At 42.1% G+C, this 23,620-nt stretch carries 23 protein-coding genes; 8 read left to right on the top strand and 15 right to left on the bottom strand.

All coding sequences use genetic code 11. From position 1 onward, the window contains the following. Positions 1-163: 163 nt before the first annotated feature. From ACP69U_RS08835 to ACP69U_RS08810, 6 genes are all read right to left on the bottom strand, one after another. Positions 164-388, bottom strand: a complete 225-nt coding sequence (locus tag ACP69U_RS08835) for a heavy-metal-associated domain-containing protein (protein ID WP_011280902.1) — start codon at positions 386-388, stop codon at positions 164-166. A 263-nt stretch (positions 389-651) separates the two neighbouring features. Beyond that, complete coding sequence (locus ACP69U_RS08830) at positions 652-906, bottom strand: heavy-metal-associated domain-containing protein (RefSeq protein WP_198329356.1); 255 nt, start codon at positions 904-906, stop codon at positions 652-654. 30 nt (positions 907-936) lie between these two features. Continuing rightward, positions 937-1,812: a 3-deoxy-8-phosphooctulonate synthase gene (gene kdsA, locus ACP69U_RS08825; RefSeq protein ID WP_424518253.1), complete on the bottom strand. Its 876-nt coding sequence runs from the start codon at positions 1,810-1,812 to the stop codon at positions 937-939. Positions 1,813-2,042: 230 nt separating this feature from the next. Further along, entirely contained in the window at positions 2,043-3,677 is a 1,635-nt protein-coding gene (locus ACP69U_RS08820; RefSeq protein ID WP_314884293.1) for a CTP synthase, read from the bottom strand. Positions 3,678-3,872: 195 nt separating this feature from the next. Next, positions 3,873-4,916, bottom strand: a complete 1,044-nt coding sequence (locus ACP69U_RS08815; protein WP_109589414.1) for a porin — start codon at positions 4,914-4,916, stop codon at positions 3,873-3,875. Between the two features lie 732 nt (positions 4,917-5,648). Continuing rightward, on the bottom strand, positions 5,649-7,847 hold the full coding sequence (locus tag ACP69U_RS08810; protein ID WP_426138326.1) for a malate synthase G: 2,199 nt from the start codon (positions 7,845-7,847) through the stop codon (positions 5,649-5,651). 676 nt (positions 7,848-8,523) lie between these two features. On the opposite strand from ACP69U_RS08810, the gene ACP69U_RS08805 reads away from it, so the two are divergent. Continuing rightward, on the top strand, positions 8,524-9,219 hold the full coding sequence (locus tag ACP69U_RS08805) for a tRNA-(ms[2]io[6]A)-hydroxylase (protein WP_426138353.1): 696 nt from the start codon (positions 8,524-8,526) through the stop codon (positions 9,217-9,219). A 124-nt stretch (positions 9,220-9,343) separates the two neighbouring features. Here ACP69U_RS08805 and ACP69U_RS08800 read toward each other — a convergent pair whose 3' ends face one another. From ACP69U_RS08800 to mtgA, 6 genes are all read right to left on the bottom strand, one after another. Next, positions 9,344-9,544: a hypothetical protein gene (locus tag ACP69U_RS08800; protein ID WP_426138325.1), complete on the bottom strand. Its 201-nt coding sequence runs from the start codon at positions 9,542-9,544 to the stop codon at positions 9,344-9,346. Between the two features lie 75 nt (positions 9,545-9,619). After that, positions 9,620-10,012: a hypothetical protein gene (locus ACP69U_RS08795; protein WP_426138324.1), complete on the bottom strand. Its 393-nt coding sequence runs from the start codon at positions 10,010-10,012 to the stop codon at positions 9,620-9,622. A 109-nt stretch (positions 10,013-10,121) separates the two neighbouring features. After that, entirely contained in the window at positions 10,122-10,373 is a 252-nt protein-coding gene (locus ACP69U_RS08790) for a hypothetical protein (protein WP_426138323.1), read from the bottom strand. A gap of 75 nt (positions 10,374-10,448) precedes the next feature. Further along, on the bottom strand, positions 10,449-10,619 hold the full coding sequence (locus tag ACP69U_RS08785) for a hypothetical protein (RefSeq protein ID WP_193008754.1): 171 nt from the start codon (positions 10,617-10,619) through the stop codon (positions 10,449-10,451). 372 nt (positions 10,620-10,991) lie between these two features. Next, on the bottom strand, positions 10,992-13,199 hold the full coding sequence (gene ppk1, locus ACP69U_RS08780; protein WP_426138351.1) for a polyphosphate kinase 1: 2,208 nt from the start codon (positions 13,197-13,199) through the stop codon (positions 10,992-10,994). Positions 13,200-13,423: 224 nt separating this feature from the next. Next, positions 13,424-14,110 (bottom strand): monofunctional biosynthetic peptidoglycan transglycosylase, encoded by a 687-nt coding sequence (mtgA, locus tag ACP69U_RS08775; protein WP_045453173.1) that lies wholly within the window; start codon positions 14,108-14,110, stop codon positions 13,424-13,426. Positions 14,111-14,337: 227 nt separating this feature from the next. Here mtgA and ACP69U_RS08770 point away from each other — a divergent pair, with 227 nt between their 5' ends. From ACP69U_RS08770 to ACP69U_RS08755, 4 genes are all read left to right on the top strand, one after another. Then, positions 14,338-14,655 (top strand): glutaredoxin family protein, encoded by a 318-nt coding sequence (locus tag ACP69U_RS08770; RefSeq protein ID WP_426138322.1) that lies wholly within the window; start codon positions 14,338-14,340, stop codon positions 14,653-14,655. A gap of 36 nt (positions 14,656-14,691) precedes the next feature. Further along, the gene (locus tag ACP69U_RS08765; protein ID WP_426138321.1) at positions 14,692-15,879 is read left to right on the top strand and encodes an alpha-hydroxy acid oxidase; all 1,188 of its coding nucleotides are present in this window, start codon (positions 14,692-14,694) and stop codon (positions 15,877-15,879) included. Between the two features lie 174 nt (positions 15,880-16,053). Beyond that, positions 16,054-17,028, top strand: coding sequence for a rhomboid family intramembrane serine protease (locus ACP69U_RS08760; protein WP_426138320.1), 975 nt, complete (start codon positions 16,054-16,056; stop codon positions 17,026-17,028). A 230-nt stretch (positions 17,029-17,258) separates the two neighbouring features. Next, the gene (locus tag ACP69U_RS08755; protein ID WP_426138319.1) at positions 17,259-18,071 is read left to right on the top strand and encodes a MipA/OmpV family protein; all 813 of its coding nucleotides are present in this window, start codon (positions 17,259-17,261) and stop codon (positions 18,069-18,071) included. 87 nt (positions 18,072-18,158) lie between these two features. On the opposite strand, the gene ACP69U_RS08750 is transcribed toward ACP69U_RS08755, so the two are convergent. Both ACP69U_RS08750 and fumC read right to left on the bottom strand, forming a co-directional pair. After that, positions 18,159-18,590, bottom strand: a complete 432-nt coding sequence (locus ACP69U_RS08750; protein WP_426138318.1) for a DUF7606 domain-containing protein — start codon at positions 18,588-18,590, stop codon at positions 18,159-18,161. Positions 18,591-18,936: 346 nt separating this feature from the next. Further along, complete coding sequence (gene fumC, locus ACP69U_RS08745) at positions 18,937-20,340, bottom strand: class II fumarate hydratase (RefSeq protein WP_426138317.1); 1,404 nt, start codon at positions 20,338-20,340, stop codon at positions 18,937-18,939. A gap of 195 nt (positions 20,341-20,535) precedes the next feature. Here fumC and ACP69U_RS08740 point away from each other — a divergent pair, with 195 nt between their 5' ends. From ACP69U_RS08740 to ACP69U_RS08730, 3 genes are all read left to right on the top strand, one after another. Then, on the top strand, positions 20,536-21,186 hold the full coding sequence (locus ACP69U_RS08740) for a 5-formyltetrahydrofolate cyclo-ligase (protein ID WP_314884267.1): 651 nt from the start codon (positions 20,536-20,538) through the stop codon (positions 21,184-21,186). Further along, positions 21,186-21,434, top strand: coding sequence for a hypothetical protein (locus tag ACP69U_RS08735; RefSeq protein ID WP_238050137.1), 249 nt, complete (start codon positions 21,186-21,188; stop codon positions 21,432-21,434). The genes ACP69U_RS08740 and ACP69U_RS08735 overlap by 1 nt, the downstream gene beginning before the upstream one ends. A gap of 141 nt (positions 21,435-21,575) precedes the next feature. Continuing rightward, on the top strand, positions 21,576-22,013 hold the full coding sequence (locus ACP69U_RS08730; protein WP_238050138.1) for a hypothetical protein: 438 nt from the start codon (positions 21,576-21,578) through the stop codon (positions 22,011-22,013). Positions 22,014-22,105: 92 nt separating this feature from the next. Here ACP69U_RS08730 and ACP69U_RS08725 read toward each other — a convergent pair whose 3' ends face one another. Further along, positions 22,106-23,467: a Na+/H+ antiporter family protein gene (locus tag ACP69U_RS08725; protein ID WP_270894363.1), complete on the bottom strand. Its 1,362-nt coding sequence runs from the start codon at positions 23,465-23,467 to the stop codon at positions 22,106-22,108. Positions 23,468-23,620: the final 153 nt, after the last annotated feature.

The following is a 23,620-nucleotide window of genomic DNA, read 5'->3' as shown; positions in this document are numbered from 1 at the left end:
GGATAGCAACTCAATGGATGGAATATCTAAGTCAAACAAATAGCACACTTTTAAATTTAATATTGGTATGGTCACACTGAATAATGAGTACGCTACTATCAATAATTTTTAACCATTAAAAAACCAGCCTTGATAGCCGGTTTTTTAATACAAATGAAGCAGGTTAAGCATTAGCAACAGTGGCATCAAAGCCTGCATCGTCGATAGCAGCAGCAATTGTTTCTACACTGGTTTTGCTATCATCAAAAGTAACCGTCGCTTGATTATCTGCCAGCTCAATACTGATATCGTCTAAGCCATCGATATCGGCAGTGGCGTTATGAACACTGGCCACACAGCCACCGCAAGTCATGCCATCAATTTTGATAATACGTGTTTGGTTTGCCATGAGAGGCTCCTTATTTTTGTAACTGAGTTTTTATAGGTAAATACTTTTATTAAAGAATTGCTTTTATAACTGTCTTTTTAAGACGGCTATCTTTTAAGACGTTATAAAAATAGCACTTAACCAGCTTAAGCCCTATCACGGTTAACAACAAGGCTCTTTGATTATCACTTTATTAATAGAACCGTAAATAATGGAACTGTAAATAATAGAACCGTGAATTTATGCCTAAGTGACAGACAATAGCGCTTATTTTAGAATAACGTCTAATCATCATGACGTGGGTTTTGCGGTGCATCAAGAGGAAATGGCTGAGTCACATAATCGACCGTACTGATTGCCGCCGTAAACGCATGGATACTGGTGTCTGTATCTTCATAACGTATGGTGGCAACATGATTATCAGGATCAAGCTCGATGGCCGTCACTCCTGTGATATTTTTCAGCGCTGTCATCACACTCTTTAATCCTTCATCATCATCGATATTTTCGATACTGACTGTTGCTGTTTGCATCGCCATAATCTCAGCCTCTTATTGTCTATGAATACATTAATGAGTATCTAACACCTCAAAGCCTTTGACCAAGTCATCAATTTGCTTCAGCTGATGCAAAAACGGCTCTAATTGGCTCATACGTAGCGCACACGGACCATCGCATTTTGCAGTCTCTGGGCTTGGATGCGCTTCTAGAAACAACCCTGCCAATCCTGTCGCCATCCCTGCTCGTGCCAATGTTGTGATTTGTTCACGGCGTCCACCCGCACTATCGCTACGGCCGCCTGGCTGCTGTAAACTATGCGTCACATCAAAAAATACAGGGATATCCATCTGCTTCATGGTATCAAAACCAAGCATATCAACGACCAAATTATTGTAACCAAAGGCACTGCCGCGCTCACAAAGGATCAACTTATCGTTGCCGCCCTCAAGGCATTTGTTAACGATATGACGCATCTCATGCGGCGCTAAAAACTGTGCTTTTTTGATGTTAATAATCGCATCTGTCTTAGCCATCGCGTGTACTAAATCTGTCTGACGCGATAAGAATGCAGGTAATTGAATAATATCTGCGACTTCAGCGACGGGTGCCGCTTGATAAGGTTCGTGGACATCCGTGATAATAGGGACTTGATATTTTTCTTTAATTTGACCCAGCCAATCAAGACCCTGCTCTAATCCAGGACCTCGATATGAGTGCAGGCTTGAACGGTTGGCTTTATCAAAACTGGCTTTGAAGACATAGCCAATCCCCAAACGCTGACATATTTCGACATATTGCTCTGCAATCTCAAATGCCAATTCCTTTGATTCTAAGACATTCATACCACCAAATAACACAAATGGTTGGTCGTTACCGATATTAAGAGTATTGCCATTTGGCGTAGTAAGTTTGATATGTGATTGCGCCGTTGATAAATATTCCATGAAGTCGTTGCCCTCTTTATTGTTATTAATATTTCTCTCCCATATTGTAACCGATAGACTCAGTAAAAAAAGGGGTTAAGCGTAATTGCTGACCAACCATTAAAAAAATTGTCATGTTTATTGCTTAAAAACAATCTCATTCATAACCACAGTCATAAAATTAAACGCAAAAAAAAGACCAATCCGAAGATCAGTCTTTTTTATACATGTAAGTTTTTATACGTTAACGATTATTTGCTTTCGTTATAGTTCTTGGCCGCTTTTACAAAGCTGTTGAACAGTGGATGACCACCACGTGGCGAGCTGGTAAATTCAGGATGGAACTGTACGGCGACAAACCAAGGATGATCAGCAATCTCGACCGATTCTACTAGATGCTGTTTGGCAGAATAACCAGATATGGTCATGCCTGCTTGCTCTAATGGCTCGATATAGCGATTGTTCATCTCATAACGATGGCGATGACGTTCAGTGATATTTTTAGCGCCATAAATTTGGCTAAGCTTGCTGCCAGCAACCAGTTCGGCTTGCTGCGCGCCTAGACGCATGGTGCCGCCAAGGTCCGAGTCATCACTACGAATCTGTAATTCGCCGCGCTCATCTAACCACTCAGTGATGAGACCAATGATAGGCTCTGCCGTTTTGCGATCAAACTCAGAAGAGTTGGCATCGATTTTGAGTACATTACGCGCGTACTCAATCACTGCTAGCTGCATACCAAGGCAAATACCTAAATATGGCACGTTGTTTTCACGAGCATAAGTGATGGCTTTTATCTTACCATTGGTACCACGCTCACCAAAACCACCCGGTACTAGGATGGCATCGGCATTGTGTAGCTGCGTCAATAAACTGTCATCGTCTTCTAGACGCTCAGCATCGACATAGTCAATTTTGACATCGGCTTTATGAGTGATACCAGCATGCAGCAGTGCTTCGTTGATCGATTTATAAGCATCAGGCAACTCGACGTATTTACCAACCATCGCTACCGTAAGACTCATTTCAGGATTAAGCTGAGCTTCAACTACTTTATCCCAATCACTTAAATCTGCTTCTGGTACATCTAAACCAAAACGCTCACAGATCAAATCATCAAGATCCTGCTCATGAAGCGTGCGTGGAATCTGATAAATACTTTGCGCATCTTCACACATAATAACCGCACGCTCTTCCACATTGGTGAACAGCGCTATTTTGCGACGGTTGTCTTGCGAGATGTGGTGATCAGAGCGGCAAATCAATATATCAGGCTGCAAACCGATAGAACGTAGCTCTTTTACTGAATGCTGCGTTGGTTTGGTTTTGGTTTCGCCTGCACTAGCAATGTAAGGAACTAGCGTCAAATGCATCAGCATAGCTCTATTACGACCAAGCTCCACTTGCATTTGGCGGACGGCTTCCATAAATGGTAACGATTCGATGTCACCAACGGTACCGCCAATCTCAATAATAGCGATATCATAACCTTCACCACTGGCTAAGATTTTACTCTTAATTTCATCAGTGATATGTGGAATAACTTGTACTGTACCACCAAGATATTCACCACGGCGCTCTTTATTCAAGACGTTTTGATAGATACGACCACTAGTAAAGTTATTGCTCTTACTCATTTTTGAATGGCGTAAGAAGCGCTCATAGTAACCCAAATCTAAATCAGTCTCTGCACCATCTTCAGTGACGAATACTTCGCCATGCTGGAATGGGCTCATCGTACCTGGATCGACGTTGATGTACGGATCCATCTTGGTCATCGTGACGGTCACGCCACGGGCTTCTAAGACCGCTGCAAGAGAGGCTGCGGTGATACCTTTTCCTAGTGAGGACACTACCCCACCGGTCACAAATATAAACTTGGTCATAGTACTCTGTCGGTAATTGGTAAAGAAGGATTTTACTAAAAATACGTCAAAAAATATAGGGCAAAAGCACAAACTCTTTGAAACATTCAATCTTTAGTACTTAGCTATTATAACGCACTACCCACTCAAAAAGGATATAACAAAAAAAACTCACCCCGAAGGATGAGTTTTTATAATCAGATTCTAATGCTTAGATTAGAATAAGTATTCTAGACCACCACCGATAGCTAATACGTCAGCATCAGCATTGCCAATATCAGCTGAGTTATTACCAGCATAAGCGTGCACAATCATATTGTCTTGATAGAAGTATTTACCACCAACAACGATTTGATCTGAGTCAAAGTTGTTAATGCCATCCAAGTTATCAGTTTTATTATACTGAACATATACAGTTGCTGGGCGAGCAAAGTTAGATAGGCCTAAAGCACCACTAACTACTAGACCTTTTTCTTTCTTAGTAGAATAATCATAGTCAAAATCAGCTACTTGATACAAAGCACCTAGAGTCACAGGAGCTGCCATGTATTTACCTAAATCTACAGTCGCTGTACCACGGATGATATCACCAGCAATATTTTGGTCTTTGTCGTAAGCAACACCAGCAGTGAAGCCAGTACCTTGGTCAAACATTAATGCAGCACCAAAGCCACTATCGCGATCTTTGCTTGATTCAACAAAGCTTTCGTCAGCACTGTACATTACAGAAAGCTGTAATGGAAGACCGTTATACTTTGGAGCCATCCAAATAACTGAGCTATTGATACGTCTACTATCAGCCATATTTAGGCCACCATAGTTTTCGTCTTCTTCAAGCTTATTACCACCTAAGTTATCCCAATAACCATCGTTTACAACAACGTTGTTAATCTTGTCTAAAGTAGATTGGTTTTTACCAGCACGGAACTCACCAAACTGCTTGTTTACAACACCAAGATACGTATCACGATTGCTGAAACCATCGCTATCGCCATCGACACGTGTGCCATACTCTAACTGATAGATAACATCAGTGTTAGCAGTCATGGCTTCAGAGCCTCTTAGACCGATACGTGAAGAATTTGAGTTAATCTGTACTGAATCAGAATCTCTGTCTGCATTATCGGCACCATTTGGGTAGTCAATTTCAGCATTGACATAATCGGCAGTTACGAATGCTTTACCGTAGATAGTTGGAGCTGCATTGGCTGCAGATACAGATAAGGCAGCAACTGCTGTAGCTAAAAGTAGTTTTTTCATGGGGTATCTCCACTTTACAATTTTAGTAATAAGCTAGCTATGATTAGCTGGTGCTCATAATGGTATCGTCACAAATCCTCAAAGATATAATGTGTAACTGGCTACCGAGATTAGTCAGAAACAAGTGTGGCGAAGTTCTATTACAGTAAGATGAAAAAAACAATGACTTACATAACTGGGATTAAAAAGTAACTGCCATGTAATCTTAGGTCTTTATCGCTCCGTTGCGTAACATCCGTTACCAAACTCATACTTCGAATACAAGCATAACAACTTTGACATAATTTGCAACATTTTTTTTAGATTTTTAAACCCAGTATTTGTTGAATGCCATATCTACTATAGAATGTAGGTCATTGTAAAAAAATCCCTATCCGCTCAAATAGATAAAGATACTATTGATTAATATAATTACCAAGAACTTGAAACTAGCTTAATGAATACCCTTTCATTAACAAAAATAAAGCCCTACTTGTTCATTAACAAATAGGGCTAATAAGAATTAATAAATGTGATTTATGACATATTGATAGTCACAATTGAGATCGGAAAATTGCTACAAGAACAGTAAAAAAGGTGTTTTCACTGCTCTTGTTTCCAGACTATAACCTTAGTCAATGGCTATTACAGACTCCTTATTAAATATAGAAACCAAGAAGAAGCTTAGTCAATCATATAAGTCTCATAATGTAATATCAAGCATGCCATATTTTAATGTTAACCTACGCAATATTAGCAGCCTGCTTTTAGATCAAGACGTGCCTGATGCAATAATGGCTCAGTATAACCACTCGGCTGCTCACGACCTTTAAACACTAAGTCACAGGCCGCTTTAAAGGCATAAGAGTGGTCAAAGCTATCTGCCATCGTCTGATAGTCGCTATCGCCTGCATTTTGCTCATCCACCACTTTTGCCATACGCTTCATCGTATCCATCACTTGCTGCTCGCTCACGACATCGTGATGCAACCAGTTGGCAATATGTTGACTTGAAATACGTAAAGTCGCACGGTCTTCCATCAGACCCACATCATTGATATCCGGTACTTTAGAACAACCAACGCCTTGATTTACCCAACGCACAACATATCCTAAGATGCCCTGAGCATTGTTGTCTAGCTCTTGCTGCTTCTCTTCGTCTGTCCAACTGGTGTTTTTTGCTAAGGGGATGGTCAAAATGTCGTCTAAACTGGCACGTTCACGTGATTTTAGGCTGTCTTGAACATCAGCAACACTTACTTGATGATAGTGCATACTGTGCAAGGTTGCTCCTGTCGGTGATGGTACCCATGCAGTACTAGCACCAGACTTAGGATGGGCAGCTTTGGTGTCCATCATCTCTTTCATCTCATCAGGCTTCGCCCACATGCCTTTACCAATCTGAGCAACACCCTGTAGACCAGTCTCTAAACCGATATCAACGTTCCACTGCTCGTAGGCTGGCTGCCATGCTTGTGACTTCATCTCACCCTTAGGTACAAATGGGCCTGCATTCATGCTGGTATGCATCTCATCACCAGTACGATCTAAGAAACCTGTGTTAATGAAAATGACACGCTCTTTCGCTTGGCGGATGGCTTCTTTTAAGTTGACCGTCATACGGCGCTCTTCATCCATGATACCGATTTTGATGGTATTACGCTCTAAGCCTAATAAATCTTCTACTGCATTGAATAAATCGTTGGCCATTTTGACTTCTTCAGGGCCATGCATTTTTGGCTTCACGATATACATTGAACCTTTACGTGAATTCGATAGCTCATTTTTACCTTTAAGGTCATTGAGCGTTAATAGTGGCGTAATCAGACCATCCATCAAGCCTTCAAATATTTGTTCTTGACCATCACCCAAGTCGACCAATATTGCAGGGTTTTGCATGAGGTGACCGACGTTACGAATCAGCAATAATGAACGACCTGGCAGGATAAGCTTGCCACCATCTGGGGTGGTGTATTCACGATCTGGATTTTGCTGACGTGTGCGGGTTTTGCCACCTTTTTCAAATGTTTCTTGCAAGTCACCATTCATGAGACCAAGCCAATTGCGATACACTTCCACTTTTTCTTCTGCATCAACAGCAGCGATTGAGTCTTCACAATCTTGGATCGCCGTAATGGCTGACTCTAGTAGCACATCTTTGATATGAGCAGGATCGTCTTTACCGACTGGATGATTGGCATCTATTTGAATTTCTGCATGCAAGCCGTTGTTTTTTAATAAAATACCCGTTGGGTTTGCGGCATCACCGACGAAACCAACGAATTTTTCTGAATCTTTTAGCTCAGTACTGCTATCACCTTGGACAATCTCAAGCTTACCATCGACCACTTTAAAGCCGGTCGCGTCGTTATATGAACCTGACGCCAATGCAAAGTTTTCATCTAGGAATTGTTTGGCATAAGCAACGACAGCAGCGCCACGAGTTGGATTGTAACCACCTTTTGCTTCTTGACCATTTTCGTCACTGATAACGTCAGTACCATATAAAGCATCATACAGGCTACCCCAACGAGCGTTGGTTGCGTTCAATGCGTAGCGCGCATTACGTACTGGTACGACCAGCTGCGGGCCTGCAATATGCGCAATCTCATCATCGACATTTTCTGTGCTAACTTTAAAATCATCGCCTTCTGGCAACAGATAGCCAATCTCTTGTAAGAATGCTTTGTAAGCAGGATAATCAATGTTGCCGTCTTTAGCAGGATGCTGCAGGTGCCATTGGTCAATCTGCGCTTGAATCTTGTCACGAGTTGCAAGCAATGCTTTATTGCGCGGCGTAAACTCTTTAATGACCTTTTCAAAACCTGACCAATAACTGTCTGAATCAACACCGACTTTCGGCAGCACTTCGTTTTCAATAAAGTCATACAATTGCTGGTCGATGGCAAGAATGCCTTTTTGAATACGATTGGCGTTAGAAGACTGGCTCATGTTGTTATCCTTATCTGTTCGTGAGGGGTGTAAATACGAAGTTGCTACCGCAATGATTACACATTGTCGGCCTTAGGCATCTATTCCAAATTTAGATGAAATACTAAGTAAACCTACTGATATATCATACAAGCTTGTCGTGAATAGTGACTCAACTATTTATGCTATGCTATTAACCTATGTTTTTTGCCGCATTAGCCATTAGCATAGTCAAAGCATTTGATTATGGTGTCAACCTCGCTTAATGTACTTAGTGTACAATTTGAGCTCGGTTGCCTTGTACCCACTTTAAACGGTTCAACTGCATAATATTGGCAATCATCACCACTGCAACAATACAATATGGCTACACATCAATAGTAAGACAAAATAGCGCTTAAGCAAAATATCATCCTACTATCAAACAAAGAAATAAACAAGAAAACATCATTCATTAAATAAATACTGGGGTTGTATAAGAATGATAACCTATATGACATAAGCGCTAAGAGGTTTTATCAGCACTTATTGATTAGTGCCTCATCCAGTAAAGATAAACTATCAGTAATCATTACCTCACAGATTTAAGCTTAAGCGTTATCTATTTAATATTTGAAAAAGACATTTTAAGCGTTCGATTATGGCAAAGACTATGAATAAAGAAGATATGACAATCAAGAACAGTAATGACAAGGTCATGAACGACAGCAGTATAGAAGAACATCTTATAGTGAAAGACGATATCGAAGAGGACGATGTCGATATCGCAAAGCTACGCACCCCGATCAAGGTTGACCTATCTGCTGTTTATAATTTTTTGGGTGCGCGCACGACGCAAGCTTGGGTTGATGCGGCTATTGCGAATGTACCGCTGATCATTCAAGATCATGCCAATTGCGAAAAAAAGGCCGCTGGCACCGCCATGAACCTCATATTCCGCTATGAGTTTTCTTATGATTTGCAGCGTAAATTGGCGCAATTGATACGTGAGGAAATGCTTCATTATGAGCAGGTCTTAGGTATCATGAATGACCGTAGTCAGGCGTGGAAATATCTTAGTGCCGGACGTTATGCCAAAGGTATGTTAAAACACAAACGTACTTATGAGCCAGCAGCGATGGTTGATGTATTGATAATCGGTGCATTTATCGAAGCGCGCTCTTGTGAACGTTTTGCCGCGCTTGCTGAAGTCATCGACGACGAGCGTTTGGCAAAGTATTATCACTACTTACTGAAGTCAGAGAGTCGTCACTTTGAGGATTATTTAGCCTTGGCTCAATCACTATCTGAGGACAGTATTGATGAGCGCGTCGCGTTTTTCAAAGAAGTAGAAGCCGAATTGATCTCTAGCCCAGATCATGAGCTACGTTTTCATAGCGGCACCCCTGCTTAAATCCACGCGATTAGACATCGTTTTATACAGTAAAAAAGTGAAGTAACTGACCGAGTTCCATGCTCCAATCCGTTACTTTACTTTTTGCTCTTCTATTTAAATTTTGTTATCTCAAAATGAATGGTTATTTATCATCTTTCATTAATGTGCTGTCGTATTGTTTATTATCTTTAGCGACATTATGAGGATCGTGATCATCGGTTGTCCTTTCTGCCGCTGCTGGATTGACTTTTTGTAACGCATCAGCGGGTACGATACCATTATTGTCGTTCGCATCTCTTAACTTATGGCTTTGGCTGACGACCTTGTCATCTGGCGTACTCATCATCATTCCTTATTAAAGTAGTCATTCTATGAATAGAGTAAAATTTATATTTAATCAATTTTTTATAAAAAGTTATTAGTCTTTTTCGTCAGGGTTTAATACCCGTGTCTGGGCATTATCGATGTTTGCATAACGATTCATATTGGTAATACCTTCGCTTTTGGACGTCTCGCTAACCATCGTATGCTCATTTACGCCATCATCAAAGGCGTTACCTTCTTGGTCTCGACGATCAGGCTGACGTGCGGGATTATCATTATCGTTCACATGCTCTGAATTGACGATGCCTTCTTCAAAGGTATCTGTTCCTTTGTTTTCAGTGATCTTCTTTTCAATACCACTATCAACCTCACTATGCTTATGAGAGGTAGCATTACTGGGAAAATTATCATCCGAATCGCGGCTATTAAGAAGGTTTTCAGTTTCACTAATTTGTGTCTTGGTGAGTGCTGGATCATTGGTTTGCATGGCTATATCCTTATTATTCATGTTTTAGCAACTGCTTAGTTTTTTGACAGCGGTTTAGCAGATTATTAATCTGACTTAATATCCAACCTAGGCATCAATCAATTTAATGCTATTCATTGTCTTCTTGGCTCAAATCATAGGCATTCAAATCTGCAACGTTCTTGCCACCAGCTGGTAGATTCTCTTCCTTACGAGGATCGACATATATCTCGTCAGTTTCTTGCGACTCTTGTTGTGGACCATCGATATTAGGTTCGTGCTTACGACCTTCATAACTGTCTGGTGCATTGTCTGGGTGTAAAGCGGCTGGATCACGAACTGGTACCGCTTCTTCGTGATTTGGATGAGTATTATTTGGCATTGCAGTTCCCTCGCATCAATATGTCATTAATATATAAAATAAGTTAATCCAAATATTTATGTCACAGCTTATTTATCATTTATCCGTACGCAAATCATCTTCAATAAAAGAGGTTTGCTCATCTTTACTTAATGCTTCAGGCGCATCGACCGCTTTATTGTCTTCAAGATTTCGCGCAATTTGCTGACTGTCTGCTTGCTCAGCAGCTTTTTTGATATCTGATGTGTCGTTATCGGTATTGCTCATAAGGTATTTCCTATTTTTATAATTCGTTGATTTAGTCAGTCCCTACTCTTTTTCGTAATACGATCAATGATAGTAATACGAGCAATTTTGCATGAATTACTAGAGTGCTAATGGTTTATTAAACCATCAAATCCGTTTAATAATAGCGTGAGGGCTGACCTTGATTATAAGGATGAGATAACGGACTGCACCAGTGTGCTGCCGTATCAATATGTGAATAAATGTGAGGTTACAAGACAGTTTGTAACTTAGACAAATCGTTTATCCAAAAAAAACCAAGCATAGAAAGTACTCTATACTTGGTATTTTTCTTGATATTTATTGATTGTAAAGACGTCTTTATCGCTTTGAAGATGTCGTTGAAATATTAAGCTAGCTTGATGCGTCAACGCCATTAATCACTTTTAATAAATACTCTTGAGCAGTATGCGGCGTTTCACCTGCGGCTGGTTGCAGCTGCTGCCAAGCACCATCACCGCTAAGTATCCACGCTTGGGTATTGTCTTTCAGATAGTTAAGTAAACCGTCTTGATATACTTGTTTAAACAGTTTTTTGTCTTCGATTGGAAACGCCACTTCGACGCGATGGAATAAATTACGATCCATCCAGTCTGCACTACCACAATATAAGCGCTCGTCGCCATTATTATAGAAATAATAAACGCGCGTATGTTCTAAAAAACGCCCGATAACAGAGCGTACGGTAATATTTTCTGATAGACCTTTTACTTGCGGACGCAAACAACACATGGAGCGTAAGATGAGCTCGATTTTGACGCCTGCTTGCGAGGCATCGTATAACTTGCTAATCAATCGACGTTCGGTTAAAGCATTAACCTTAACGATAATATGAGCGCGCTTGCCGGCTTTTGCATGAGCAATTTCATCATCGATAAAACTTATCAACTTATCATGCAAGGTAAAAGGCGCATGCAGCAGCTTTTTGAGATTGGCAGGCTTACCCATTCCCGTCAGCTCTTGAAATATATTATGTACATCCTCTGAGATATCAGGATCTGCGCTAAATAAACCATAATCGGTATAAACTTTGGCATTGGCGGCATGATAGTTACCCGTCCCTAAGTGCACATAGCGGCGGATTCGATCATCCTCACGGCGCACAATAAGCATCAGCTTGGCGTGGGTTTTATAGCCGACAATCCCGTACACGACGACCGCACCCGCTTCTTGCAAATAATTGGCGACGGCGATATTAGAGGCTTCATCGAAACGCGCACGCAGCTCGATGACGGCAGTGACTTCTTTGCCATTACGAGCAGCAGCAGCCAATGCTTTAACGATTTCTGAATTGGTGCCTGAGCGGTACAATGTCTGCTTAATCGCTAACACTTTTGGATCGCTCGCCGCTTGCCAAAGCAGATTGATAATCGGTGAAAATGCATGAAAAGGATGATGCACTAGCACATCGCTTTTACGCATGGCGGCAAACATACTGGTTGCTTTGTCCAGCTTATCCATCTCACGGCGGAACTCTTTTGGCACTACATGGGTAAAGGGCTGATAGCGCAGCGCTGGAATATTGAAATCAAACAATAAGCGCGTTAAGTTGACAGGACCATTGACGCGGTACAGCTGATTGTCATGCAGCTCAAACTCATTGAGCAAATAATCACTGATAGGCGTTGGACAATCGGTGGTGACTTCTAGCCGCACTTTATCACCGAAGCGGCGGTTTTCTAGCTCGCCCTCCAGAGCCTTAGCAATATCTTCAACATCATCAGCCAAATCTAAATCGGCATTGCGCGTCAGTCTAAACTGATGGCAGCCCGTCACACTCATACCAGGGAACAGCTCACCGATATGCTCATGAATAATAGCTGAGAGCATGACGTGATGTTCTTTGCCACCTGTCAGCTCATCAGGCAGGCGAATCACGCGTGGCAAACTGCGCGGTGCGGGCACAATCGCTAGATTGATATCACGACCAAAGGCATCTTTACCTTCTAAAGTGGCGATAAAGTTTAAGCTCTTATTGACCAAACGCGGAAACGGATGCGCCGGATCGATGCTAATCGGTGTCAACACTGGCGATACTTGCTCAGTGAAGTAGCGCTTCATCCATGCCGACTGCTCAGCATTTAGCTCATCGCGTTTTAGATAACGAATATCCTCAAGCGCCAGTGCTGGTAAGATATCTTCATTGAGAATACGATATTGCTCAGCGATGGCATCGTGCATTACGGTGGATATCTCATTCAGCACTTCACTGGGACGCATGCCATGAACACTGGTCGAGACATCACCAATATTGAGCTTTTGCATAATGCCTGCGACACGAATCTCAAAAAACTCATCGATATTCGATGAGAAAATAATCAAGAAAAACAAGCGCTCAAGTAGCGGATGACGAGGACTTGCTGCCTGCGCTAAGACACGTAAATGAAACTGTAATAAAGACAAGTCGCGATTGATATAACTGCTGGGTGAATAGCTGCCGTCTTCTGAACGCTGCCATGCAACCTCAGTTAAATGGTCATTGCGACTCTCTGTATAGCTTTCATTATCAACTGCTATCACTGTATTATTGCTATCAGTTTCCTGCTTATTATTCACATCCATCACGTCACTACTCCTTTGCGTTATCGATACGCCATCATCTTTAATACCAATTGTCTTTTATAATCGCTTTTCCACTAAGAAATTTATCAGGGTTCTTTCTTCATTCATTACTACTCGAAACTGCCATTCAAAACTATCACTTAAAACTATCGCTTAAAACCGTCACTTAAAACTATCATTCAAAAACACGGCGCTATTTGTTAAATAGTATTAGGTACAATCCATTAAGCTGATTGTGGTAACACTGCATTGCTCATTCGCTTTTTGATAATACGTTGTTTATTGCGTAAACGTCTATCACCCTGATTGTCTTCGTAGTATTTTGGATTGGTCAACATAGCGATAAGTAAGGCTGATTCATCACGGTTCAGCTTGGCCGCAGATTTATCAAAGTAGTGCTGAGCTGCTGCTTCGATACCATAAATACCATTGCCAAACTCTGCCACATTGAGATAAGCGGTCAAGATACGCTGCTTGTCCCATAATGTCTCAATCATGACAGTGATAATCGCTTCCTCAATTTTACGAACATACGAGCGATGCGAGGTCAAAAATAAGTTTTTTGCTAGCTGCTGGGTAATCGTCGAGCCACCAGCGGACATCTTACCCGTCTCTTCATTTTTCTTACGTGCCGCCTCAATGCCTTTAAAATCAAAACCATTGTGCTGACTAAATGTCGAATCCTCACTCACTATCGCGGCTTGTTTGGCAGATTTTGCGATGGCATCGTATTCCGCCCAAGTCTGGGTGACAGTACCACCCGTCAAGCGATGAGTCAGCATGAACATGCTGTTATTAATCGGCTGCGTTTTCCAAATTAATAGTAGCCCAGCGACTAATACATGAAATGCGACGACCAATAGCATGATTGCCATCAATAATCGTTTGAAAAATTTGCCAAAACTTGCCATGCGCGATATCCAAGTGATTGAAAAGGTAATAAGATAAGATGAGCTGAAGAGCCAGTAATTAAAAACAGCAGGTCATCTTACCTAATCTCACAATCGCTGTCATTATTTACCCCACTTCTTTATCATGCCATAGAGTCTGCGTAAAAAAGATCAGGCAGTATTTATGCTGGCAATCGAAGTCCTAAAAACCGAAACTTTGTGACAAGTATTAAGAAAAGAGAATAAATATGTACGATGATGATAATGTAAAAGCCTTACGGGAACGTATGGTTGCTGCAAACCCCGATCTTGGTCAGGCTGAAAATAATGATAAATGGTGGCTACTTGGAACGTCTGGCTGTCATTTGTGCGACATCGCAGCGCAACTGCTGACTCAATTTCAAGCCGTACAGCCGATTGCCTATCAACAGGTCGATATCGCTTATTTCGATGAACCATTGATGATGGAATTTGCCACCACTATCCCAGTGATTTTGACACCATCAACACGATTAAACTATCCATTTTCAGTCATGGATTTACAGCAACTTTTCATGCAATCATAGCAAGCCTACAATAAAAAACGATGTAGTGAGAACATAATGAAAGATTTAAAAAAAATAACAGAAATTGAAGACCTGCGCCGCGTTGCCGAACGTAAAGTACCGCGTATGTTTTATGATTATGTCGATTCAGGCTCATGGACTGAGACGACTTATCGTAGCAATGAAACCGACTTTGACCGTATCAAGTTACGCCAGCGGGTATTGGTAGATATGGACAATCGCAGTCTAGCAACCCAGATGATTGGTGAAGAGGTAAAAATGCCCGTCGCCATCGCGCCCACTGGCTTTACCGGTATGATGTGGGCGGATGGCGAGATTCATGCCGCGCGGGCAGCAGAAAAATTCGGCGTGCCGTTTTCGCTATCGACCATGAGTATCTGCTCTATCGAAGATATCGCCACCCATACCAGCAAGCCCTTTTGGTTTCAGCTATATGTGATGCGCGATCATGACTATGTGACCAATTTGATTCAGCGGGCGAAAGATGCCAATTGTTCGGCGTTGATTCTTACCGCGGATTTACAAGTGCTGGGACAGCGCCATAAGGACATCAAAAACGGCTTGTCTGCACCGCCTAGACCTACACTTGCCAACATCGTCAACCTGATGACCAAGCCTCAGTGGTGTATGAATATGCTGGGCACCAAACGTCATAGCTTTGGCAATATCGTCGGTCATGCAAAAGGAGTGGACGACCTATCTTCTCTCACCGCTTGGACGGAAGAGCAATTTGATCCGCGCTTGAGCTGGGATGACGTGGCACGTATCAAAGATATGTGGGGCGGCAAATTAATTATTAAAGGTATCATGGAACCTGAAGATGCCATTATGGCTGCTCGTAGCGGTGCCGATGCACTGGTCGTCTCAAACCACGGTGGTCGTCAATTAGATGGCGCCCTCTCCTCCATTTCTGCCCTATCCGATATCGTACAAGCGGTGCAGGCTGAAAATAGCGATATCGAGGTGTGGTTAGACAGCGGCATTCGCTCGGGTCAGGATGTACTAAAAGCGCGCGCATTGGGCGCAAAAGGCACGATGATTGGTCGCGCTTTTATTTACGGTCTGGGCGCTTATGGCGAAGATGGCGTGCGCCGTGCGCTGGAAATCATCCATAAAGAATGCGATCTATCGATGGCATTCTGTGGTCACACTGATATCAATAATGTCACCACTGATATATTGGTAAAGGGCACTTATGAGAACCTCAAAGTTGCTAATCGTTAAACATGTCATTAAAACGGTCGTTAAAACGATCCACTATTAAGGGCACTAATCGTTTAAAAGTACTAGTCGTTTAAGAGTACTAGTCGTTAAATCATAATGTCATGCAGATGTATGACATTATTTGACCATACCCTTTATACTCTATTTATAACATTCTAATGATATCTCACCTTTATGACCATTCAACAATTATTAAAAACAGCCCCTGTCACCACGCTGTTACTAGCCAGCTTTATTGGGTTATTCATCATGCAAGTACTGACAGGCGTCGATGCCAATAATCCATCGACTGAGGCGCTCTTGAAATGGGGTGCCAATGCATTGCCATTTACCATGGGCGATGAGCCGTGGCGCTTGGTCAGCAGTGCCTTTTTACACATTGGCTTGATGCATTTATTGTTCAATGGATTTGCCATGTATTTCTTTGGGCAGATTGCCGAGCCGATGTTTGGCTCAGCCAAGTTTTTGGCATTGTTTTTACTGGCGGCGATCGGAGGCAACTTACTGAATAACTATGTCACGTGGCATAGTATTGTAGAAGGAACTGGTCAACCGGGTCTATCGGCTGGGGCGTCAGGTGGCATCATGGGTATCGGCGCGGCATTATTAATAGCTGCGCTGTTTAAAATATCGGTCAATGGCATGGTACTCAACCTTAAGAGCTTGATATTTATCATGGGCATTAACCTTTTTTATGGTTTTGCCGTACCCGGTATCGACAATGCGGGGCATATTGGCGGCGCGGTGACTGGCTTAATGATTGCACTGGCATTCGCAATCGCCTACCGTCAGCGTATGACAATAGCGTTACGGAATATGCCTAATCCAGCTGCTTATGAAGACCGTTATCGAACAACTTATATCAATTTTCCAGCAAGCAGCGATACTGATTCTTCTGCTAATAACGAGCACTTTAATAATGTTGATTTTGACAATAACAGCAGTTTCCACCCCGACTCTGCTGTAAACTCACACTTAAATACTCATGCTAATCGCAGCCACCTTAGTGAACAAGAAACACCGACCAAATCTATCCTTATTTGGCAATTACTACCATGGCTAATGATGCTACTGATTAGCATTGGCTTTATTTGGTGGTGGCAAGATATTCATGATCAAATACTACAAGTATTAAAAACCATTGAGTAAACCTTCATAGTTATTTATCATTGCTAAATAGTTCATGATAACAGCTTACTGGTTAGGTTTTCCTTACTCGCTTCTTGCTATAAGTCAGAGCACTTTTAAACCGCTACGGTGTTACCCGCCCTAGATGTACTCATTTTACTATCTGCGGTCGGTCGCCTTGTAGCGATTCTAAGACTCCTTGACTATACACGATTGCCCCCAATTATTTCATCCATTTATGAGACTTTATTATGTTTAAACCTGTAGCGCTACCTCATATTTCTACGCGCGTCATGCTTAGCGCATTAACGGCTACCGCGTTATTTAGTGTCGCCAGTATGTCCAATGCTGCACTTTTTAAGGACAATTTACCTACTGACCAAGACGCTGTATTAAGCTTAGGCGTCAACGTCATAGCCGTCAACTCAGCCTACGATATGGAAGACAGCCTTGATGTACGTGTATTGCCGGGCGCGTTTTATGACAACAATAGATTCTATGTGCGCGGCGCCCAAGCGGGTGCTTATATCATTAATGATGGCAAAAATCAGCTGTCGGCTTATGCTCAGCTCGCTGGCAACGATTTCGATCCTGATGATGCTAGAGGCGCATTACAAGGTCTTAATGAGCGTGAGGCATCAGTCGCTGCTGGTCTAACTTATTTGCGCCGCACGCCCGTCGGTGGTTTCCGTACTCAAATCGCAACTGATGTCTTAGATCGTAGTGGTGGTAACACAGCTCGTTTGACCTATCTTGCTAGAATTACAAAAGACAAGCTAACAGTCTATCCAAGCATTGGCTTCGAATACAACGATGCTGACTATAATGAATACTATTATGGCGTCAGCGAAAAAGAGTCAGCGGAAACAGGCGTCGCCGCTTATAAGTCTAATTCGAGCTTGAATCCTTACGTTAACATTAGTGCCAACTATGATTTCAATGAACGCTGGGCATTGTTTGCCAATCAAAGCTTAAGCTATCTGCCAAATGAGCAATACGATAGCCCAATGGTTGACTCGCGTACTGAGTCAACTTCGACGCTTGGTTTGCTTTATAAGTTCTAATCAAGCTTAGATTTTCGATAATAAAAAGACCTTGTCGTATTATGTGACAAGGTCTTTCTTTATGTATATATATCAACCTACTAAAAACTAGCCTTTAAGCTTTTTGACAGATTGAACATCACAGCCTTTATAAAGAATTTCGCTGCTGGCATTTTGAATATTAGCCGATGACTTATGATAATTATTTAAACGCAGTGCACCAGTCATAATACTAAAGTTTTCTTCATCACCAAACACGGTATCAACATCGTCAGAACGACCTAAGTTAATCGGCAAAAATCTTTTTTTGCCATTCAGATTGGCTTCTGCAAACGTAGGTAGATTTTGCTTATTAAAGCCATAAGTCACGCTGATTTTCTTGTTGTTTTGGCAAGTATAGTTGACTTGTCTGTGTTTAACAGCGGTGTCATAGCTCTCACTTGGTTCCATCACTTTATCCGAGTAAGCCATTGCAGAACCAGAACCCAACATTACCATCAAAATACCAGCTGATGATAGAGCGGCAGTTAGTTTTTTCATAAATTACCTCAATGATATAATTAGAATGGTCATAGATAAGAGAATACAAACAAGGACGTTAGCGGCGAACTATTTTTAGTTAGTCTAATCGTTCGCTCTTATTGTACATGTTTAGATTTACTATGATGATTTAGAAATTATTTTTCATCATCACTTACTTATGTGCCTATTCTAACCAAAGTTTTAGTTTTGCTCGTTATAAATATTAGTTGGCTTGTTGTTTGAGGGTAAGACATTGTTTCTCTCGATGTATGTGCTTCAATTGATAGATAAAAAAAAGACCCTGCACATCCGTTTATAAAGGATGACAAGGTCTTTTTACTATTCTAAGAAAGTATTAAATAGCTTACTTAGGGTTTACCATATCAGCAGGAATAACCCACTCATCAAACTGCGCTTCAGTTAGCAATTCCAACTCAACCGCCACTTGCTTCAAGGTTTTGTTTTCTTTATAAGCTGTCTTAGCGATTTTCGCCGCATTCTCATAACCGACATGACGGTTCAATGCAGTCACTAGCATCAATGAATTGTGCAAGAAATCATCGATTTTGTCTTTAACAGGCTCGATACCAACGGCACAGTTTTCGTTGAAGCTGTTGCAGCCATCACCCAATAGTTTGATAGATTGCAATAAGTTAAACGCGATAACTGGCTTATACACGTTTAGCTCAAAGTTACCTGATGCGCCAGCCATGCTGATCGTTACATCGTTACCCATGACTTGAGCGACAACCATCGTCAATGCTTCTGACTGGGTTGGGTTCACTTTGCCCGGCATGATAGAAGAGCCTGGCTCGTTCTCTGGAATCGTCAACTCGCCAAGACCACAACGAGGGCCTGATGCCAACCAACGGACGTCGTTAGCGATTTTGTTTAAGCTAGCGGCTAGCGTTTTTAGTGCACCTGACGCAAATACTTCAGCATCACGAGCGGCTAGTGCTTCGAATTTGTTTGGTGACGTGACAAATGGCAAGCCAGTCAAAGTCGCTAATTGTTCAGCAGCAGTTACGGCATAATCAGGATGGGCGTTTAGACCAGTACCAACTGCAGTACCGCCTAGTGGCAATTCATATAGACCTTGTAGCGCATTATCAATACGTACCAATGAGTGATCAAGTTGGCTAACGTAGCCACTGAACTCTTGACCTAAGGTCAAAGGCGTGGCGTCTTGCAAATGTGTACGACCGATTTTAACAATGCTATCAAATTCTTTCGCTTTGGCAGCTAGCGTATCGCGTAATGCTTTTACCGCTGGAATCAATAAACCGTTGATTTCACGAGCAGCGGCAACACGAATCGCAGTTGGGAAGCTGTCGTTGGTAGACTGTGCATGGTTTACATGATCATTTGGGTGAATTGGCGTGTAGCTGCCACGCTCATTGCCAGCAATTTCGTTGGCACGGTTGGCCAATACTTCGTTCATATTCATGTTTGACTGGGTACCAGAACCCGTCTGCCAAACGACTAGCGGAAACTGATCCGTTAGGCCACCGTTGATGACTTCATCAGCAGCTTGTACGATGAGATCACGCTTGTCGCCTTCGATACGCTCTAGGCTAGCATTGGTAATCGCAGCAGCTTTTTTGACCAGTGCCATTGCTTCAATCATTGGACGCGGCAACGTTTCGCCACCGATTTTAAAGTTCTCACGGCTACGCTGAGTTTGCGCACCCCAATAAGCGTCAGCTGGGACTTCCACGTTGCCCATGGTATCTTTTTCGGTACGAGTTGCCTGATTCTGTGTCGACATAACTACCCTCTTTGATGGTTTGTTGTATAGCTGCTTTGAAAAAAGTGCAACACACGCTGCACATAAAGGAAAATACGCTGTAAAGTGGCGTTATGATAGCATGACTAGACCGTGTTGAATATTCACAAATAGCCATTGCTGCTCTCTACAAGCAACAGCCATCATCAATTTAATACATTATGGGATAGTCTATCTATGCATCCTGAGTTAAAACATTCTGAGTTTCAGACATCTACCGTTAGCAATCCGCCGAGACGGCAATTTACCCGCCAGCGTCGTCAATTAACGGCTGGCGAACGTAGACATTACGCGCGCATGGCAAGTTTGCATTTAGTTAAGTTGCAACAGCGCTTAGCACCGCGTGCGCGTATTGGTTTATATTACGATGGCTTTGGCGAATTACCTACTCAGCAACTATTGGACTGGTGTCAACGCTTAGGCTATTTATCTTATCTGCCTGTGGTTGGTTCGTTAGGCCGAGATAATAAAGGTAATATGGATAAACACATGCGCTTTGTGCCTATTTATCAATCAAAGCTGGTCAACATACCGACAAGGATTCATCATTTAGGCATGAAGCAAAACCATCACCGCCGATTACTTTGGGCGCGAGAATTGGATGTCATTATCTGTCCGTTAGTAGCAGTAGATAAAGATGGTAATCGTATGGGTATGGGTGGCGGCTTTTATGATACGACCCTTGGCAAAAGCTATCGGTCAGGCGCTAAAAAGCCATTAAAAATTGGCTGGTGTTATGACTTCCAAGTAGTCGAACAATTACAGCGGCAACCGTGGGATGTGCCACTAGATGGCTTAATTACACCAAGCGGCATAAGGTGGTTTTAATGAAAGAGGATAAGCAAGCGATGGATACTAACTCTAGCGCTGATCATGTGGACGAGTATTTGCAAACGTTAGGTAGCGAGGACGCTAGAGAGTTGCGTTACTACAGTCAAGAGCAGTCTTTTAGCGCTGATGAGCTAGCACGGCTTATTAATGAAGAACGCTTGAATGAACTGATGGCGCAAAGCGATGCGTTTTTGCGTGGTTTGAATGATGGGATAAAAGATTTTGATAAAAGTACAGGTAACTAAGAAATCACCAACTGGTCAATTGAAGAGCTACTCTATTAGTAACCTCTTGATATATTACATGATATGGACTATTGTTTATTTTTAAATTATGAAATACAATTACTGTAAATAATTATCATTACAACACTGGTTCAATCTACCATGAATAAAGCAAAAAAAGAGTTCATGTCACCCGCTTCATTACAAGTCTGCTTTTACTTTTGGGTAATTATGTTGTTTCTCACACCAGCTGCTTATATTTATGATTACAATGATTTTGATATTGCCGAGCTGAGAAGTTTTTCTTTTGCGTTAGTTGCATTTTATACTTTTGCATTGACAACTTATATTGAAATAAAACGAATAAGGCAGCCTAATAATATATTTTTTCACCGCTTTATTGCCATAATTTCTCCTATAGTCTTATTAATTTTGCTAGTTTTATTTGGTTTATCAATCATAGACTACAGTAATGGCAATCTAAAACTAGATCGGATTTATGATCCTGTGATTGAGTTATTTTTTCTATACCTTTTATCTAAAGGTATAAAAGGCTTGAAACAAGGCTCAAGCAACGAAAAGATACCATTGCTCTCTTAAGATTTTTCCTAATTAAATGATTTTAAAAAACCAAAAAGACGCTTAGCAAAGCGTCTTTTTTCATTGTCTTATAATTTAAGTATTTTAAAACCTTACAACACCATCGCCGCAATCCAGCCAAATACCAATAACGGAATATTGTAATGCAAGAATGTCGGCACCACACTGTCCTTGATATGGTCATGCTGACCGTCGATATTTAGACCAGAAGTAGGTCCAAGAGTCGAATCTGATGCTGGAGAACCTGCATCGCCCAACGCGCCAGCCGTACCAATAATCGCCACGGTTGCCAATGGCGAAAACCCTAACGAGATACATAGCGGTACATAAATCGCAGCCAAAATAGGAATGGTCGAGAATGACGAACCAATACCCATGGTCACAATTAAACCAATTAACAGCATAATAAATGCAGCTATCGCTTTATTACCTGCGAATAATGACGCGGCACCATCAACTAATGGCTGAATCTGCTCAGTCGCTTTCATAACTTCCGCAAAGCCTTGTGCGGTAATCATAATAAAGCCAATCATCGCCATCAATTTGATACCGTCATTAAAGACTGTATCGGCTTCACTCCATTTAACGACGCCCGTCGCCATAAAGACGCCAAAGCCAAACATTGAGCCAAGCAAAAGTGAGTCAGTATACATCTGCACCACAAATGCCGTCACAATTGCGGCTAGCGCCACCAACGTTTTCATCTTGCTTTGTGTTTGCGCACCAGCTGCGGTTTTGCTTAACGCGTCACCCTCTAACACTTCATCATGCGCAGCTTTATCAATTGCTAGCTGCTGATACTGGCGCGGTTTACGGTAGCTGATAAATACGGCGACGAGTAAGCCTACAAACATACCCAAAGCGGGAATTGCCATGGCTTTGGTGACTGAGATGTTACTGATATCAATGCCTGCTTCGCCGACGTTTTTCAGCATGATTTGATTGAGATAAATATCGCCAAAGCCATACGGAATAAACATGTAAGTGGTCACAAGACCAAAAGTCAGCAAACAAGCAATTAAACGTCTATCGATGTGCATGCGATTGAAGGCGAGCAATAATGGCGGTACTAACAATGGAATAAAGGCAATATGAATAGGGATTAAGTTTTGGCTAAAGCAGCTCATGGTGATTAAACCTGCAAACAGCATGTATTTAATCATGCCACTGGTGCCGCCCGCATCAATGCGTTTGATCACCGCCCCTGCCAGTGACTGTGGCAATCCTGAATGCGCAATCGCCACTGCAAAAGCCCCAAGCAGCGCATAGGACAGCGCAATTTGTGCGCCATTACGGATACCTTCTTGAAAGGCATTCAAAGTATCGGTCATACCCAAACCAGCGATAAGTCCGCCTGCCAGCGCACCGATTAATAAGCTGAGTACCACGTGTACACGCGCCAAAGACAGCCCTAGCATGATGATGACTGCCAGCAGTACCGCATTGATGGTCATATATTGCCTCTTATTCTGTCTGCTATAGCCTGATTAAGACCTATTAATATCTCATGGACGATAGATATCACCCTCGCCTCTAAACCGCTTGACGCTAAAACCACCGTTTAAGACGCGCGTCAGTTTACCTTATTTTGCACACAAATCCTACGC

Origin of the sequence: Psychrobacter sp. TWR1-1-1 (genome assembly GCF_049895865.1) — a bacterium.
Lineage (GTDB): Bacteria > Pseudomonadota > Gammaproteobacteria > Pseudomonadales > Moraxellaceae > Psychrobacter > Psychrobacter immobilis_A.
This window is presented reverse-complemented; position numbering and strand designations above follow the sequence as displayed.